A 13,414-nucleotide genomic window follows, 5' to 3' on the forward strand; every position below is an offset into this window, starting at 1 on the left:
AAGGAAAGCACTATGTTTATTCACCCCCATACCTCACTGACCTTTGAGCAGTGTCACAAGGCGCGAGTCGCGCGAGACAGTCGTTTTGATGGGCGATTTTATGTGGCGGTAAAAACAACGGGAATCTTTTGTCGTCCGATTTGCCCGGCAAATTTGCCTAAAGAAGAAAATGTTGAGTATTTCGCTGATAAGACGCAAGCCCTTCAAGCAGGGTACCGTCCGTGTTTACGCTGTCGACCTGATAGCGCTCCTGGATCTTGGGCATGGAAAGGTGTCGAGACGACCTTTCAACGAGCGATTTCGTTAATTGATAGAGGGGAGTTGCATCACCATTCGGTGTCTGAGTTGGCTGAGCGTGTTGGGATTTCTGACCGTTACTTACGTATGTTATTTGAGCAGTATCTAGGAATGTCACCCAAGCAGTATGCGCAATATCAGCAACTAATGTTCGCCAAACAGTTGCTTCACTCCAGCTCTATGTCGGTCACCGACGTGGGGTTTGCGTCAGGTTTTAACAGTACGCGCCGCTTTAACGATGCTTTTCAAAAGTTTCTCAAACTAACGCCTTCTCAAGTACGCCGTAAAGAGTTTGATGGTGCGGGTTGCAATCGAATTGCCTTACCTTATCGAGGTGAGTTGAATTGGTCGCACATGTTGGACTTCTATCGTTTGCGAGCGGTTGAGGGGGTTGAGCTGGTGAGGGATGAGAGTTATCAGCGCAACGTTTTTTTGGATAACAGCAAAGCCTGGTTTAAAGCGACAAAAGGTGAAGGATACTTAGAACTGGCGTTTGAAATTGAAGACGTAACGAAGCTGCAAAACTTGGTGTCTGACATTCGTCGTATGTTCGATCTTGACGCTGATATTTGTACTGTTGAGCAGCATTTGGAGTATGTCGCGCCTGGGCTCGTGTCGAGTAAAGGTATTCGTATTCCAGGTGTATGGAATGCATGGGAAGCAGGGGTTAGAGCTATTTTAGGCCAGCAAGTGTCGGTTAAAGCTGCGATTGGTCAACTTAACTTATTGGTGGCCACACTTAGTGGTGAGTCAGAAAAACGTTTTTTCCCGACTCCCTGTGATATTGCGAACGCCGACGTGAGCTTTTTGCGCATGCCGCAAAGCCGTAAAGAGACGCTAGTGCGCTTCGCCCAGTTTATGCAGGACAACTCAGAAGCTGACCCCCAGCAGTGGCTAGCTTTGAAAGGCATTGGACCTTGGACCGTCAGTTATGCTCAACTGCGAGGGCAATCTCAACCCGATTGCTTTCTAGATAAAGACTTAGTGGTGAAAAAGGCGATGCAGCGTTACCCATCACTGAATACGCACACTGCGACCCCTTGGGGAAGCTACGCGACGTTTCACTTATGGAATCAATCATGAAAACATTTTATACCGAAATGCCGAGTCCACTAGGAACGGTGACTATCCAATCGAACGCTGAGGGCTTACTTGGCATTTGGTTTGAAACATGCACCACTAAGCCGAGTGAGCTGGGGGTGCGAGACGAGCAGCATCCGGTCTTGCGCCAAGCTGTCACCCAACTGGATGAATACTTTGCTGGTCTGCGCAACGAATTCGACTTGCCCCTTGCAGCGACAGGCACTGATTTTCAAAATCAAGTTTGGCAGGCACTAACGACCATTCCATATGGGGAAACGTGGAGCTATCAAGATCTCGCGAATGCGATAGGTAACCCTAAAGCTGTGCGTGCTGTTGGGTTAGCAAACGGGAAGAATCCGATTTCTATCGTGGTACCTTGTCATCGCGTTATTGGCAAAAGCGGAAAACTGACTGGGTATGCAGGTGGAGTGGAGCGCAAGCAACGTTTGCTTGCGCTGGAGCAAGGTACACCGCTTTAAGTGAGGCGATTCTCGTATTGGGATTAAGCGTGCTACACAGGGGTAACGATAGTGTAGAGTTTCATAATCGTTATACGAATAGAAGAAGGACAATAAGGACATGCCTTTCAAAACGGATTTTGATGCCTTCATGAGTGAGTGTTGGCAGCATCACGAGGAAAATCCCGAACAAGTTTATGCTAAGCTAGAAACGGCTCTGAGCGAGGTGGAAGACGTTACCCAAATCGAGCGAATATTCGTATTGATGCTGCATACCGCTATTGGGCATCTCCAGTGCCCAGAACAGTTTCTTACTTGTTTAGAGCACTTTGATGAACGCAAGGTTGCCGAGAGTTTGGCATTTCAACGCAGTATTGCCGTTGCGCGCTATTTCGTAGATGGCACTGACAATATGGAATTATTGGAAGAGCAAGAACAACGCCGAGTTTACGCTTTGATTTCGAATGAACTTTCTGCACTTGTTCAGCTTGAACTGGCGAGTCAATGGTTGGTGAAGGCAGCGTTAGGAATGACGCCGAACGATGCAGAAGGGCCATTAGCGCGCGCTATCGCGATCACTGCGAACAACTTAGCATGTCAGTACGAAGCGCTGGCTGAGCGCACGTGCATGGAAAAATCGAAGATGCTAGAAGCAGCGACACTCGCGCTAGACTATTGGAAAGTGGCAGGGGGTTGGATGCAAGAAGAGCGCGCAGAGTATCGCTTAGCGATGAGCTTGCTTAAAGCAGATAAACCGCAAGAAGCCAAAGTGCATGCTGAGCGCTGTGAGGTTATTTGTCAGCAAAATGGTAGCGACGCGTTTGAGCTGTTCCACGCACATGACTTGTTGATGCAAGTACACTTCCATCTTAGTCAGAAATATAAAGCTAAATTGGATGAAGAGATGCAGCAGCACTGCAAAACGAGCTCGTTGACGTGATCTTAGCGTTGAATGAAAAAAGCCCCGAGCGACTGGCTGGGGGCTTTAGGGTTGTTGACTATGCAGCGATGATTATGCTGCTTGCGCTTTTGCTTGGTATCGTCCTGGTTTATGGTTCATCGCCAAAATCAAGTTCGTTGCGATGGCACCTAGAACAGATAGAGCGATAAGGTGCACATCTACAATGAACAGTGACATCACCACGATGGCACAATCTAACGCCATTTGAACTTTACCCGCTCGAACTCCAAAACGTTCCTGAAGGTACAACGCTAGAATGTTAAAGCCACCCAAACTCATTTTGTGACGGAAAATTACCAACATACCGATTCCAATCAGTCCACCACCCAAAAGTGCCGCATAGAAAGGTTCGATTCGTGAAATCTCAATCACATGATGCAGATGATCGACCGCAAAAGAGACAATCGAAACCGCAATAAAGGTATTGATAGTGAAGCGCCAACCCATGCGCATCACAGATAAAATATAAAAAGGGAGGTTAAGAGCGAAAAATATCTGACCAAAACTGAAGTCACTCACTTTGGTTAGGAAGATCGCCAAGCCAGCCGTACCGCCAGTGAGCAATCCTACTTTGCTAAAAAATATCACCCCAAGTGACACTAACGCACTGCCGAGCGTCAGAGCCAAGAGGTTCTCTCTTAGGCTATGATCTTTGTCCATAAATTAATTTCCTTGGTTTAAAAACCGCGCCGGAGATAACACGTCTCACGGACGCGATAGACAGTCGCCAAAATAGCAACTAACAAATCGGCCAATAAAATGTCGCGAAAAGTGATGGATGTCGAGTTTTTGGACGAGATTATGATGATATTAACCTGTTTAACATAATGTACACAGATAGAAAAACAACAAGGAAAAGTTATGATTAAGAAAGTTGGCAACACCCAAATCAACACATTACATCGACTGAGTTGCCACTGTGGAAAAGTTGAGCTGGAACTGGCGTTACCCAATGGTATTGAGAAACCGAGACGGTGTGACTGTTCTATGTGTCGACGTCGTGGCGCGATTGTCGCATCTGTACCTTTGAACGGTATTCGTATTATGCAAGGCGAAGACGTCTTGAAGCAGTATCAATTTAATACACACACTGCGAAGCACTTTTTCTGTGGCGAGTGCGGTATTTATACGCACCATCAGCGTCGTTCTGACCCGAGTGAGTATGGCTATAATGTCGGCTGCTTAGAGGGCGTCAACCCATATGAGTTGGGAGCGATTGAAGTGATGGATGGCGTTAACCATCCATCCGACCGCTAGGTTGTGTTGCAAGTTAAGCACCTGATTGTCGGTGCTTTTAAGTAAATAAACCGCTATTCATCCACAAGTGTACCGCAATACTGGCGGCATAACCCAAGGCGATGACGGGAGCCCACTTTAGGTGGCCAAAGAAGGTGTATTGTCCACGCGCGGCTCCCATTAAAGCGACGCCTGCCGCGGAGCCAATGGAAAGCAAACTGCCACCGACACCTGCGGTTAATGTGACCAGTAGCCAGTTGCCCATCGACATGCTTGGTTCCATGGTCAGTACAGCAAACATAACCGGAATGTTATCGACGATTGCAGATAGGACACCAACCATTACGTTTGCCCAGACTGGGTTCCATTGCGTGTACATGACGTTTGAAACCAGTTCGAGGTAGCCAAGTAAACTTAAACCGCCAACACACATTACAACACCGTAGAAGAACAACAAGGTGTCCCATTCGGCTCGAGACACACGATGAAACACATCAAACGGAACCACTGAGCCTAAGCGCTTCAATGCCTGATCATCGCCATTGGCAATTGCCATAGCTGCTTTTTTTGCGAGTGAGTGTTTGAGAGTTTGGCGCAAAAAATATCCGAAAAACTGTAAGTACGCCAAGCCCATCATCATGCCCATAACGGGTGGGAAGTGCAGCACAGCATGGAAAGAGACTGCGGTGGCAATCGTCAGAATGAACAACGCGACAATACGCCTTGCCCCGCGTTTTAGCTCAACGTGTTGGTGAATCGTATTCGGTTTTGTGTTTGGAACAAAAAGTGACATCAAAAATGCGGGAACCAAGTAGTTCACCAATGACGGTACAAACAACGGAATGAACTCAGCAAAGCTGACATGACCGGCCTGCCACACCATCAGGGTTGTAATATCACCAAATGGGCTGAATGCACCGCCAGCGTTGGCTGCGATAACAATGTTGATACAAGCAAGATTGACGAACTTAGGATTATCACCAGAGACTTTCATCACTACAGCGCACATCAAAAGGGCCGTAGTTAAGTTATCGGCAATCGGTGAAATGACAAAAGCGAGAAACCCCGTCAGCCAGAACAACTTTTTGAATCCAAAACCTTTACCAACCATCCACGCCTGTAAGGCATCGAAGAGTTTGCGTTCTTCCATTGCGTTGATGTAAGTCATCGCCACGAGCAAAAACAGCAGCAACTCGGCATATTCCAACAAGTTGTGTTCTAGTGCGGATTTGGCGATTTCAGGCTGGTTGTGTTGAGCAAAGGTGTAGCCAATCAGAATCCAAATTAATCCTGCAGCGAGCAGCACTGGCTTGGATTTTCTCATTTTCAGATACTCTTCCAACATAACCAGTATGTAAGCGATCGAAAAGATAATCAGAGCCGCGTAACCGACACCAGAATTAACAAGATTCAGTTCATTGGTTGATGCAGCAAAGGTGGCGCTAGAGAACAACAAACAGCAGAAAGCCACAATTGGATAGATTGGCATAGACATTTCTCCTTTGTCTGGTTGGAGAAATATTAGCCACAAATGAATGAGTTAGTTGTGAGAGAGCTCGAATTAACAGTAGGAGTTAGGAAATGATAGTGTGCGCCACTATTTTCTGAGTGACGCAATGCTTGCTGCGCCGAATAAAACCGCAGCGGCATATAAACCGTAAGTTAACCAGTGACTAATCTCTAAAAAAGGAACGAGTCCTTGACCTGCCCACATACAGCCTCCGTTTAATGAGCAATGTTGTAATAGTCGAGCCAATTTAAAGGAAATGAACAATGTTTTTTGTGAGTGAAAGCAAATTCTGAAGGATTAGAAAGTCAAAAATTGGTCAGTGAGAGAGAAATCTCATTTTTAACTGGCTAGCTCTAACCCTTTTGAGTTAAAGCTAGCTATATCTAGAGCTGAATGCATTTAGCGTAGGAGCCATTTTTTCAACGGTGAAGTGTCAATTGCTTTCACAAGCAGTATGGTTGCAACAATCGTTGCAGGATAAATAAACACATCTTTCGCGAGGTGTTGCAGCCCGATAAATCCAGCGACATTCATCATGACAATTATGATAAGCAGATGGCTAACATATATCCCTAACACGCTAGGAGATAGTTTGAAGACCCAAGGCATGTCGCCAAAATGAGGGTGAGCCAAAAGCCACATAAAGACACCTACAGCCCAGATAACGGTACCGAATAGGAAGTCGTGCGAGTTGAAAGCGATGTCATGTTGCATCAGCCAGTAAGCTTCACCAAAATGCAGTGCCATGCCAAGAATAATGCATCGAACCGTATTGTTTCGCGACCACCGCCACTGCGCTTCTCGTGCGGAATAACCTAGAGCAACTAGCAACGTGCTGAAAAAAGGCCCGTTACGAGTAAAGAAAGGCGCTGGCAGGTCGGTAATGGTCGCGTAACTGCCAGCAAAGACCCCGTATATGTATAGCAATACTGCAGTTGGCAGTATCAGTTGCACCATATTGATATGCACGAGAAAGGCAATTAACGCTACGGCAATGACCAGAGCCGGAATAAACCACAGATGAACGAGTCCGCCTTCGATGAGTGAATTGATCGGGGTTGACATTAAGTACCCCCAATAACCTTGCCTTTCGGCGAGATACCCTGCCTCAGCGACCGTTTGCCATTGGAATGGCATCAGTAAACTGATCATGCTCCAAATGAGCCAAACCTTCATTAACGGTTTGGCGTAGTTCTTAAGAGTATCGATAGGTGAGTGACTCAACTTCGGCTGGATTAGATAACCCGAGATGAGAAAGAACAGCGGAACAGCAAAACGAGCCAGTTGGTTGAGCATATAGCCAACCCATGGTATCCCATTCCACTGCCAGTACGTCAGTGCCATCTGGCAATGCAAACCCACAATCGCAAGCATCGCAATGATACGTGCAAACTCTAAGCTGGCTATTTTTTGTTTCTTTGCCATTACATTGTTTACCTAAATAAAAAACTTAGGTGAAAATAGCAGGTTGTTACTGAAGTAATACGTGAAAAAGTCAACAGACTTGCGCTTACATTGAAGCTGTTTCGAAAATTAAGACTTACTTCAAACTTCTTAATTATTAACCTATTAACGCAATCAATACCTGATTCGTGAGTCGAAAATAGCACTGAATAATGGTTAGACCAGTTAACTCGAGATTGCAAAAAAGAACGATCGTGCTAAAAATAAGATTATGCAAAAAGGAAAAGTGACAAAAGAGTTTATTCTGCAGCGGGCTTTTGAGATCGCCAGCGAAGACGGATTAGAAAGTCTTACGATTGGAGAGTTAGCCAAGCAATGCGGTATGTCGAAAAGTGGTCTGTTTGCCCACTTTAATTCGAAGTTGAATTTACAGCTATCGGTGCTTGATCACGCCAATAAAGTGTTCGCTGATCGGGTTATTGAGCCTGCTCGAGAACTCGGGGATGGCAATATCGAGCGTAAAATTCGAGGGTTGCTCGACTCTTGGATGACTTGGAATCACGCATTCCAAGGAAGTTGTATGTTTCTTGACGCTTGGAATGATACGGCAGATAAAGATTGCCCGCTTCAGGCCGGACTGCGTAAATCCATAGACACTTGGCTGAGTTATTTGGAGATCCAAATAGCGAAAGGCAAAGAGAAGCAAGAATTTGCAGCAGACTTAGATACACGCCAAGCAACGTTTGATTTGTACGGTCTCTATTTGAGTGCGCATGTTTTTTACTCAATTAAAGGTGAGCAAGAAAGCTTGCGTCTGTTTTGGCAAGGGATCGACAACTTATTTTCTCGCTGGAAAGGCTAATATCGGTTATTCGCTTCCCAGATTCGTAGACATAAAATCACAAAGAGCGGCTGAGTTCGCTCTTTCTTATCAGCGTAAAAAGCACGACCGTTCTATTTTGTGCAAAGCTGATAGTTAAGGACATGATTATGAGTGAAAAAATTTACTTTAATACATCGCAACGTTTCAGTATTAAGCGCAGTTTGGTGAACATTAGTACTCGGTTACACCATACACTGGCCCCGTCACATGCAAAGAAGACCGCGCGCAAGCTTCTTCTGACACCTGCTCGTACGCAACCTAAAAATATTGAACCTCAAGGGCTTATCAAAGGTGAAATTAAAGGGCATGCAGGCATCATCAAAACCTATACTTTGGGATCTGGACCTATTTGGGTGCTAACTCATGGTTGGTCTGGAACGGCAAGTCAGTTTTATCCACTGATGGAACATATTGCGTCGAAAGGGTTTACTGCTTTGGCGTACGATCATCCGGCACATGGTGGGAGTGAGGGGCAGTATGGGCACATTCCGGGGTTTGTCAGAGGATTAGAAGATGTGTTGGATACGGTCGAGGATATTGTTGGCCTAGTTGGGCACAGCATGGGCACCGCTTCTGCTCTTGAGTGTAGGCACAGTAAGTTAGAAAACAAGCCTTTGCTGCTTATTGCTCCGGTATTAAATTACGTAGAGAACTTATTCGGTAGCATTGCACGTTCCGGTTACTCGATGAAGCTTTTTAATGCTGTGGTTTCAGAAGTTGAAGACCAATTTGGTTATCCGTTACAGTCCATTGATCCGATGAAGCGTTTGTCTGAGCGTCCGTCTCACACCATTATTATTCATGATGAGCAAGACAAGTTCACCAAATACAGTGTCTCGGCAAAAGCGGCTGAAGAGATTAAAAACGTTGAGTTAGTGACAACACAAGGTCAGGGGCATGGTCGAGTGATGAAGTGTGAGCAAGTCTTCAGTAGTTTTGACCGTTTGCTCGATAGTGCTTGGTAACCCTTACTTTTACTGATTGATTCGCTCCGTTTTGCGCTAATTCGGTTTGAAAGTAACACCTCAGACTTTTTCGTCTCTGGTGTTGCTCTCCTCGTTAAGAGGTTAAATCCAAAAAGGACAGCCGAAGCTGTCCTTTGTTTATTTAGCAGAACGTCTGCAAGGCTGAAATTAGTTACAGTTAGCTACGCCAACTTCTTTCCAAACGCCCCATTCGCCAGATTGGCTAGGATCGTCACCCTGAGTCCACCATTTCGCTTCCCACGTTTTACCTGCGTGAGTCACTTGGTTACCACCTGTGTACACTGCGCTCGCATCCCATGCGTTGTCACAAGTACCAGGGTTCGGATCGGTTGTGTGCTGTGCAACAACCACTGTCGCGCTTGCCGATGAAGACGCTTTACCGTCGCTCACACTTACAGTGAAGCTTAAGCTTGTGTCTTGCGGGTATTCCGCAGCAGTGAACGTGACTTTGGAGCCTTCAACCGTTGCATTCAGACCTTGAGGTAGAGTCCAGTTGAATGTCAGGGTATCGTTGTCTGCATCGCTAGACGCAGATGCATCTACAACCACAACGTCACCAGCGTTTGCTGTTGCTGGAGCAACAACTTGCGCTACTGGTGCGTTGTTCACTGGGTCAACAACACCTGCTGGTTTCACTGTTACTACAACGAGGTCAGATGCCGTTGCACCTTCGTTATCAGACACCGTCAGCTTGAAAGTTAATTGCTCTTCAACAGTAACTTCTGCTGCATCAAAGCTTGCTTTCGCTGAGTTTGCACCTGTTAGTGCCACTGCTGTGCCAGATACTTGTTCCCAAGCGTAGCTTGCGATGGTGCCGTCAGAGTCTTTTGACAGGCTGCCATCTAGAACCACATTTGCAGGACCTGTTACCGATTGATCTGCGCCAGCGGCTGCGGTTGGTTTACGGTTTGGTTGAGGTACCACACCACCGGCCATACCTTCGTGCATCGCGTTTAGAATGTCACCGTTATCCGCGTCAATTTCCCAAGAGAATAGACCAGCAAGACCAAGAGACTTCGCATAGCTACCTTTTGCTAGCACTGAACGGTGGTCATCAAATGTGATCAACTCGCCCGTAGTACGGTTCCATACCCATGGTGCTTCTGCTTGTGCATCGTAGCCGTACTCGAAGCCGTTAATGCCAGTGTTGTTTGCACCTAACATGAATGACTTAATGCCTTTGTAGTCAATTACGCCATCTTCCCAAACACCTTGTGCTGTGCTGCCCTTCAGTTTACCTGTAGCAGTACCTGTCATTGGGTCGTTTGGATCGGTTAGCGTATCTGGAGTTACGCCTTCCCAGCCACGACCGTACATTGCTGTACCAAGTACTAGCTTGTTCGCAGGAACGCCTTGAGCAAGAAGAAGTTGGATGCCGTTATCTGCTGTGTAAGCAGGACCTTTGTACGGTTCGCCGTTCTCATCAACGCCACTACCGTCACACTGACCAGGACGCATGAATGAACCACAGTAAAGCGCAGTCTGGTGACCAGGAACGTTGTTCCAACCGCCGTAGAAGTCGTAAGTCATTGCGAAGATGTAATCCATGTACTGAACTGCATCTGCGTAGTCTACGTCTTCAATCTTGTCGTAACCGACACCGATAGCGGACGTTAGCTCGTAAGTACGGCCTGTCTCAGCTTCTAATTCATCAAGCATTACGCGCAGTTCACGCATCAGTGCGATGTATGCTGGGCCATCGTTTACAGGGTCGCCCTTATCGGCTGCTGCACCGCCGCCGCCAGGGAATTCCCAGTCGATGTCAACACCGTCGTAGAATTTCCAAGTTTTCAGGAACTTCTTAACTGATGCGACGAATGTGTCACGGTTTTTCTTGTCCACGAAATCGAAGAATGGGTCAGACAGTGTCCAACCACCGATCGATGGGATGATTTTTAGATCAGGGTTACGTTGTTTCAATGCCATTAGCATTGCGTAGTTACCCTTGATAGGCGTGCTGTATTCATGACCAGCTTGTGGGAAGCTCTTCTGATAAGCAGCCCAAGGGTCATGGATAACGACTTCATAATCAGGCACACCTGTACAAGCAGTTTGTAGCGCGTTGAAACTGTTGCCGCCAACAGACTTCACAGACTCATTTGGGCCACAAATTGGGATAAAACCGTAAAGGATGTGAGTCAAGTTGTCGACCGGCATATTATCGACGGTGTAGTCACGGCCATAGATGCCCCATTCAACAAAATACGTACCCATCACGACGCTTGGATCGGTATTGTAGGTTTTGTTGTTTGGATCAACATTCATCGTTAGTGGCTTCAGGTGAGAACCATCGGTATCTGCAATTGTGATTTCAGCTGGTGCGCTTTTCGCACAACCTGTCGCATCACATGCTTCGATTTCCATTTGGTATAAGCCACCTTGGCCGTATTCAAACGAAGCTGTCGTTTGGCTACCAGTGATAGGGCCGCTTGCTACTTTTACACCATCAAAATAGACGTTGTAAGTGTCACCAGGTGTGCCACTCCACTGGTTAAATTTAACAGTGATCTTCGCTTGATCATGGTATTTCACCATGTCGTAGTAGCCTGACGTGGTTTCCATCGCGAGTTCAATTTTAGAAAATTGAAGGTTGTTGGAACCGTACATATCGATACTTGGTGCGGTTGGAGCCGCAACTGCAGCACCTGATAGCGCTAAAGCAACTCCAGCTGCACATAGGTTAAATCGAATCATAACTTCTCTCTCAATCCTTGGATTCATGTTCTACCTAGAACATAGGCTGCTCTTGCACCAGATAAGATGATTGGATTTACTCCACGTGCAAAAGCATCACACTCAGCATTTCAGAGAGTTTTTTTTCGTCAAAAAAAATTAAGACGGTTTTCGAGGCACTTGAGAGAACTTAACTAAAACTCGCACTCTGTTACACAGAAAGTGTCAGACTGAGTCAATAATTTATAAAATCTCAGCAGAAACTAAAATTATTGTTTACTCAGTAACGAGTTGGCTAAATGCGATGAAGGCCTTACTTTGTTGTTTATTAAGGTTTTGTTTCATTGATATAGAAAGAGAATTGAAAGGAAAAATAGCCGTGAAGACATACTAGTCACGGCTAAAGTGTTCACTCAACGCGGCGCGACGTTTAGAGGCTGCGCCGGTTTCTGAGCCCTGAACGGTATGCTCAAATCCTTTACGAATGAATCGCTGATCTGGAATAAGAGGCTCAATACGGCGTATTTGAGGTGAAAGATGAGAGCCTGAGATCTGATACGCGGTCTTTCCTAATCCGGTATTCAACGTGATGACCTTGCCATCGAATTCAAATTCCGTCGTAATAAGTCGATGGTTTCGGTATACCCCATCTTCAGTGAAAACGAGACGTTCTGTTTGGTAGGGTGGCGCGCCAATCTCAATCCATTCGCCGTACACCTTTTCCGGATCAATGTGGTCTTGATAGGAGAGGTGGATTTGATAGCCAAAAAACGTCAACAGACCCATCCCGAAGCAGACAAATGTACTCTTGAGGATTTTGGATTGGTGGCGAGCCAAAAATGAAAGTTTTGGTTCTTGTCGTGCTTTTCGCCTTCGGCGAGTCGAGTCCGTCATAGATCTAATTTTCTCCACTTTTTTAACATGGTGGAAACCTTCCTTTTTAAAAACAAACAATCCCGCCATTGAGACGACGAAACTATGATCTAATGTCCACTTTTACATTCAGATACACATCTTATTGATGATTTTGTTGTTTGCTCACATTCATTACTTCGCAGGTTTTCTTGCTCGGTTTAGGTCGCCTGATTAATCCTCGCGAAAAGAGGTTCTCGCTCAGTAGCAAAGGATGTGCGTTATTACGTTGAGTTTAATGGCTTTCAAAGCTTGAGTAACGGAAAGAAACAAGGTAAAAAAGAGCGGACTTTTGATAAGGAAACCAATAATGAATATTAAGGAAAATAGCTATTTTGCTGGTAGTGTAAAATCACTAGGCTTTAACCAGAAAGATCAGGATGTTAGCGTTGGTGTGATGCTTCCTGGTGAGTACACTTTTGGTACTCAAGCACCAGAGCGTATGACGGTTGTAAAAGGTGCGCTTGTGGTCAAGCGTGTTGGCGAGAGCGATTGGACGACTTATCAAAGTGGTGAGTTTTTTGAAGTGGAAGGTAGTTCTTCATTTGAGCTTCAAGTGAAAGAAGCGACTGCGTATTTATGTGAGTACTTCTAGCGTTCATTTGTTGCTCGTCATAAAACCACCTTCGGGTGGTTTTTTCGTCTATGTGCTTCACTTATAACGCATCTTTTTGGTTATTTGGGTATATACTTAATAAAAATGTACCCATCGACCAGGGAGGAAGTGATGGCAGTACAACGCAAGCATTCTGATCTCCCTCCTCGTTACGAGGATAAAGATCTCACCAATGAGCAAAGACAGCGCTTTACCGAAGTTGCCAACGCCGCTCATAAGAGACGTGAATTTTATCGACGTGCTCTAGGGAAGAGCTTAATGGGCAAAATGAAGGGCCGTGCGTTTAAAGATCACCCCACTCGTCAGCAAGACAAGCCGAACAGAACGTTGCAAGTAGTGTGGTTAATCGTATTCCTCGTTGTGGGGCTTTGGGTGATGCATGTGTTCGCTTAGTC

The 13,414-nt window shown here is 45.9% G+C and carries 13 protein-coding genes; 8 read left to right on the forward strand and 5 right to left on the reverse strand.

Features of this window, described 5'->3' with window-relative positions:
- Nucleotides 1–12 precede the first annotated feature (12 nt).
- The 3 genes from R7035_RS04230 (at nucleotide 13) to R7035_RS04240 (ending at nucleotide 2,778) form a co-directional block, all read left to right on the forward strand.
- Nucleotides 13–1,380 carry an AlkA N-terminal domain-containing protein gene (locus R7035_RS04230; RefSeq protein WP_033907222.1) on the forward strand — a complete coding sequence of 456 codons (1,368 nt, stop codon included), beginning with the start codon at nucleotides 13–15 and terminating at the stop codon, nucleotides 1,378–1,380.
- Nucleotides 1,377–1,859, forward strand: a complete 483-nt coding sequence (locus R7035_RS04235) for a methylated-DNA--[protein]-cysteine S-methyltransferase (protein WP_005374431.1) — start codon at nucleotides 1,377–1,379, stop codon at nucleotides 1,857–1,859. Before R7035_RS04230 ends, R7035_RS04235 begins: the two co-directional genes overlap by 4 nt.
- 100 nt (nucleotides 1,860–1,959) lie before the next feature.
- Complete coding sequence (locus tag R7035_RS04240) at nucleotides 1,960–2,778, forward strand: hypothetical protein (protein ID WP_213869889.1); 819 nt, start codon at nucleotides 1,960–1,962, stop codon at nucleotides 2,776–2,778.
- Between the two features lie 72 nt (nucleotides 2,779–2,850).
- Here R7035_RS04240 and R7035_RS04245 read toward each other — a convergent pair whose 3' ends face one another.
- On the reverse strand, nucleotides 2,851–3,459 hold the full coding sequence (locus R7035_RS04245) for a YitT family protein (RefSeq protein ID WP_005374427.1): 609 nt from the start codon (nucleotides 3,457–3,459) through the stop codon (nucleotides 2,851–2,853).
- A gap of 201 nt (nucleotides 3,460–3,660) precedes the next feature.
- On the opposite strand from R7035_RS04245, the gene R7035_RS04250 reads away from it, so the two are divergent.
- Nucleotides 3,661–4,056: a GFA family protein gene (locus R7035_RS04250; protein WP_053308033.1), complete on the forward strand. Its 396-nt coding sequence runs from the start codon at nucleotides 3,661–3,663 to the stop codon at nucleotides 4,054–4,056.
- A gap of 37 nt (nucleotides 4,057–4,093) precedes the next feature.
- On the opposite strand, the gene nhaD is transcribed toward R7035_RS04250, so the two are convergent.
- Nucleotides 4,094–5,524: a sodium:proton antiporter NhaD gene (gene nhaD, locus R7035_RS04255; RefSeq protein WP_005374422.1), complete on the reverse strand. Its 1,431-nt coding sequence runs from the start codon at nucleotides 5,522–5,524 to the stop codon at nucleotides 4,094–4,096.
- Nucleotides 5,525–5,944: 420 nt separating this feature from the next.
- Complete coding sequence (locus R7035_RS04260; RefSeq protein WP_171344996.1) at nucleotides 5,945–6,970, reverse strand: acyltransferase; 1,026 nt, start codon at nucleotides 6,968–6,970, stop codon at nucleotides 5,945–5,947.
- A gap of 250 nt (nucleotides 6,971–7,220) precedes the next feature.
- On the opposite strand from R7035_RS04260, the gene R7035_RS04265 reads away from it, so the two are divergent.
- Nucleotides 7,221–7,811 (forward strand): TetR/AcrR family transcriptional regulator, encoded by a 591-nt coding sequence (locus R7035_RS04265; RefSeq protein WP_005374416.1) that lies wholly within the window; start codon nucleotides 7,221–7,223, stop codon nucleotides 7,809–7,811.
- 128 nt (nucleotides 7,812–7,939) lie between these two features.
- A complete protein-coding gene (locus R7035_RS04270; RefSeq protein WP_025768741.1) occupies nucleotides 7,940–8,797 on the forward strand; it encodes an alpha/beta fold hydrolase in 858 nt (285 codons plus the stop codon).
- Nucleotides 8,798–8,965: 168 nt separating this feature from the next.
- Here the strand turns inward: R7035_RS04270 and R7035_RS04275 are convergent, their stop codons facing one another.
- Nucleotides 8,966–11,512, reverse strand: coding sequence for a glycosyl hydrolase family 18 protein (locus R7035_RS04275; RefSeq protein WP_262651586.1), 2,547 nt, complete (start codon nucleotides 11,510–11,512; stop codon nucleotides 8,966–8,968).
- Nucleotides 11,513–11,881: 369 nt separating this feature from the next.
- On the reverse strand, nucleotides 11,882–12,385 hold the full coding sequence (locus R7035_RS04280) for a DUF2850 domain-containing protein (protein ID WP_005374408.1): 504 nt from the start codon (nucleotides 12,383–12,385) through the stop codon (nucleotides 11,882–11,884).
- A 328-nt stretch (nucleotides 12,386–12,713) separates the two neighbouring features.
- Between R7035_RS04280 and R7035_RS04285 the strand changes: the two genes are divergently transcribed.
- Together R7035_RS04285 and R7035_RS04290 are read left to right on the forward strand one after the other, a co-directional pair.
- The gene (locus tag R7035_RS04285; RefSeq protein WP_132936197.1) at nucleotides 12,714–12,998 is read left to right on the forward strand and encodes a pyrimidine/purine nucleoside phosphorylase; all 285 of its coding nucleotides are present in this window, start codon (nucleotides 12,714–12,716) and stop codon (nucleotides 12,996–12,998) included.
- Nucleotides 12,999–13,130: 132 nt separating this feature from the next.
- Nucleotides 13,131–13,412: a hypothetical protein gene (locus R7035_RS04290; RefSeq protein ID WP_005374405.1), complete on the forward strand. Its 282-nt coding sequence runs from the start codon at nucleotides 13,131–13,133 to the stop codon at nucleotides 13,410–13,412.
- Nucleotides 13,413–13,414: the final 2 nt, after the last annotated feature.

It is taken from the genome of Vibrio sp. 1731 (assembly GCF_033339955.1).
GTDB lineage: Bacteria > Pseudomonadota > Gammaproteobacteria > Enterobacterales > Vibrionaceae > Vibrio > Vibrio alginolyticus.

What these genes read in the sequence shown, in the direction of transcription:
- R7035_RS04245 (WP_005374427.1), bottom strand. Translation starts at nt 3,459, where the DNA reads ATGGACAAAGATCATAGCCTAAGAGAGAACCTCTTGGCTCTGACGCTC.
- nhaD (WP_005374422.1), bottom strand. Translation starts at nt 5,524, where the DNA reads ATGCCAATCTATCCAATTGTGGCTTTCTGCTGTTTGTTGTTCTCTAGC.
- R7035_RS04240 (WP_213869889.1), top strand. Translation starts at nt 1,960, where the DNA reads ATGCCTTTCAAAACGGATTTTGATGCCTTCATGAGTGAGTGTTGGCAG.
- R7035_RS04285 (WP_132936197.1), top strand. Translation starts at nt 12,714, where the DNA reads ATGAATATTAAGGAAAATAGCTATTTTGCTGGTAGTGTAAAATCACTA.
- R7035_RS04290 (WP_005374405.1), top strand. Translation starts at nt 13,131, where the DNA reads ATGGCAGTACAACGCAAGCATTCTGATCTCCCTCCTCGTTACGAGGAT.
- R7035_RS04270 (WP_025768741.1), top strand. Translation starts at nt 7,940, where the DNA reads ATGAGTGAAAAAATTTACTTTAATACATCGCAACGTTTCAGTATTAAG.
- R7035_RS04230 (WP_033907222.1), top strand. Translation starts at nt 13, where the DNA reads ATGTTTATTCACCCCCATACCTCACTGACCTTTGAGCAGTGTCACAAG.
- R7035_RS04275 (WP_262651586.1), bottom strand. Translation starts at nt 11,512, where the DNA reads ATGATTCGATTTAACCTATGTGCAGCTGGAGTTGCTTTAGCGCTATCA.
- R7035_RS04250 (WP_053308033.1), top strand. Translation starts at nt 3,661, where the DNA reads ATGATTAAGAAAGTTGGCAACACCCAAATCAACACATTACATCGACTG.
- R7035_RS04235 (WP_005374431.1), top strand. Translation starts at nt 1,377, where the DNA reads ATGAAAACATTTTATACCGAAATGCCGAGTCCACTAGGAACGGTGACT.
- R7035_RS04265 (WP_005374416.1), top strand. Translation starts at nt 7,221, where the DNA reads ATGCAAAAAGGAAAAGTGACAAAAGAGTTTATTCTGCAGCGGGCTTTT.
- R7035_RS04260 (WP_171344996.1), bottom strand. Translation starts at nt 6,970, where the DNA reads ATGGCAAAGAAACAAAAAATAGCCAGCTTAGAGTTTGCACGTATCATT.
- R7035_RS04280 (WP_005374408.1), bottom strand. Translation starts at nt 12,385, where the DNA reads ATGACGGACTCGACTCGCCGAAGGCGAAAAGCACGACAAGAACCAAAA.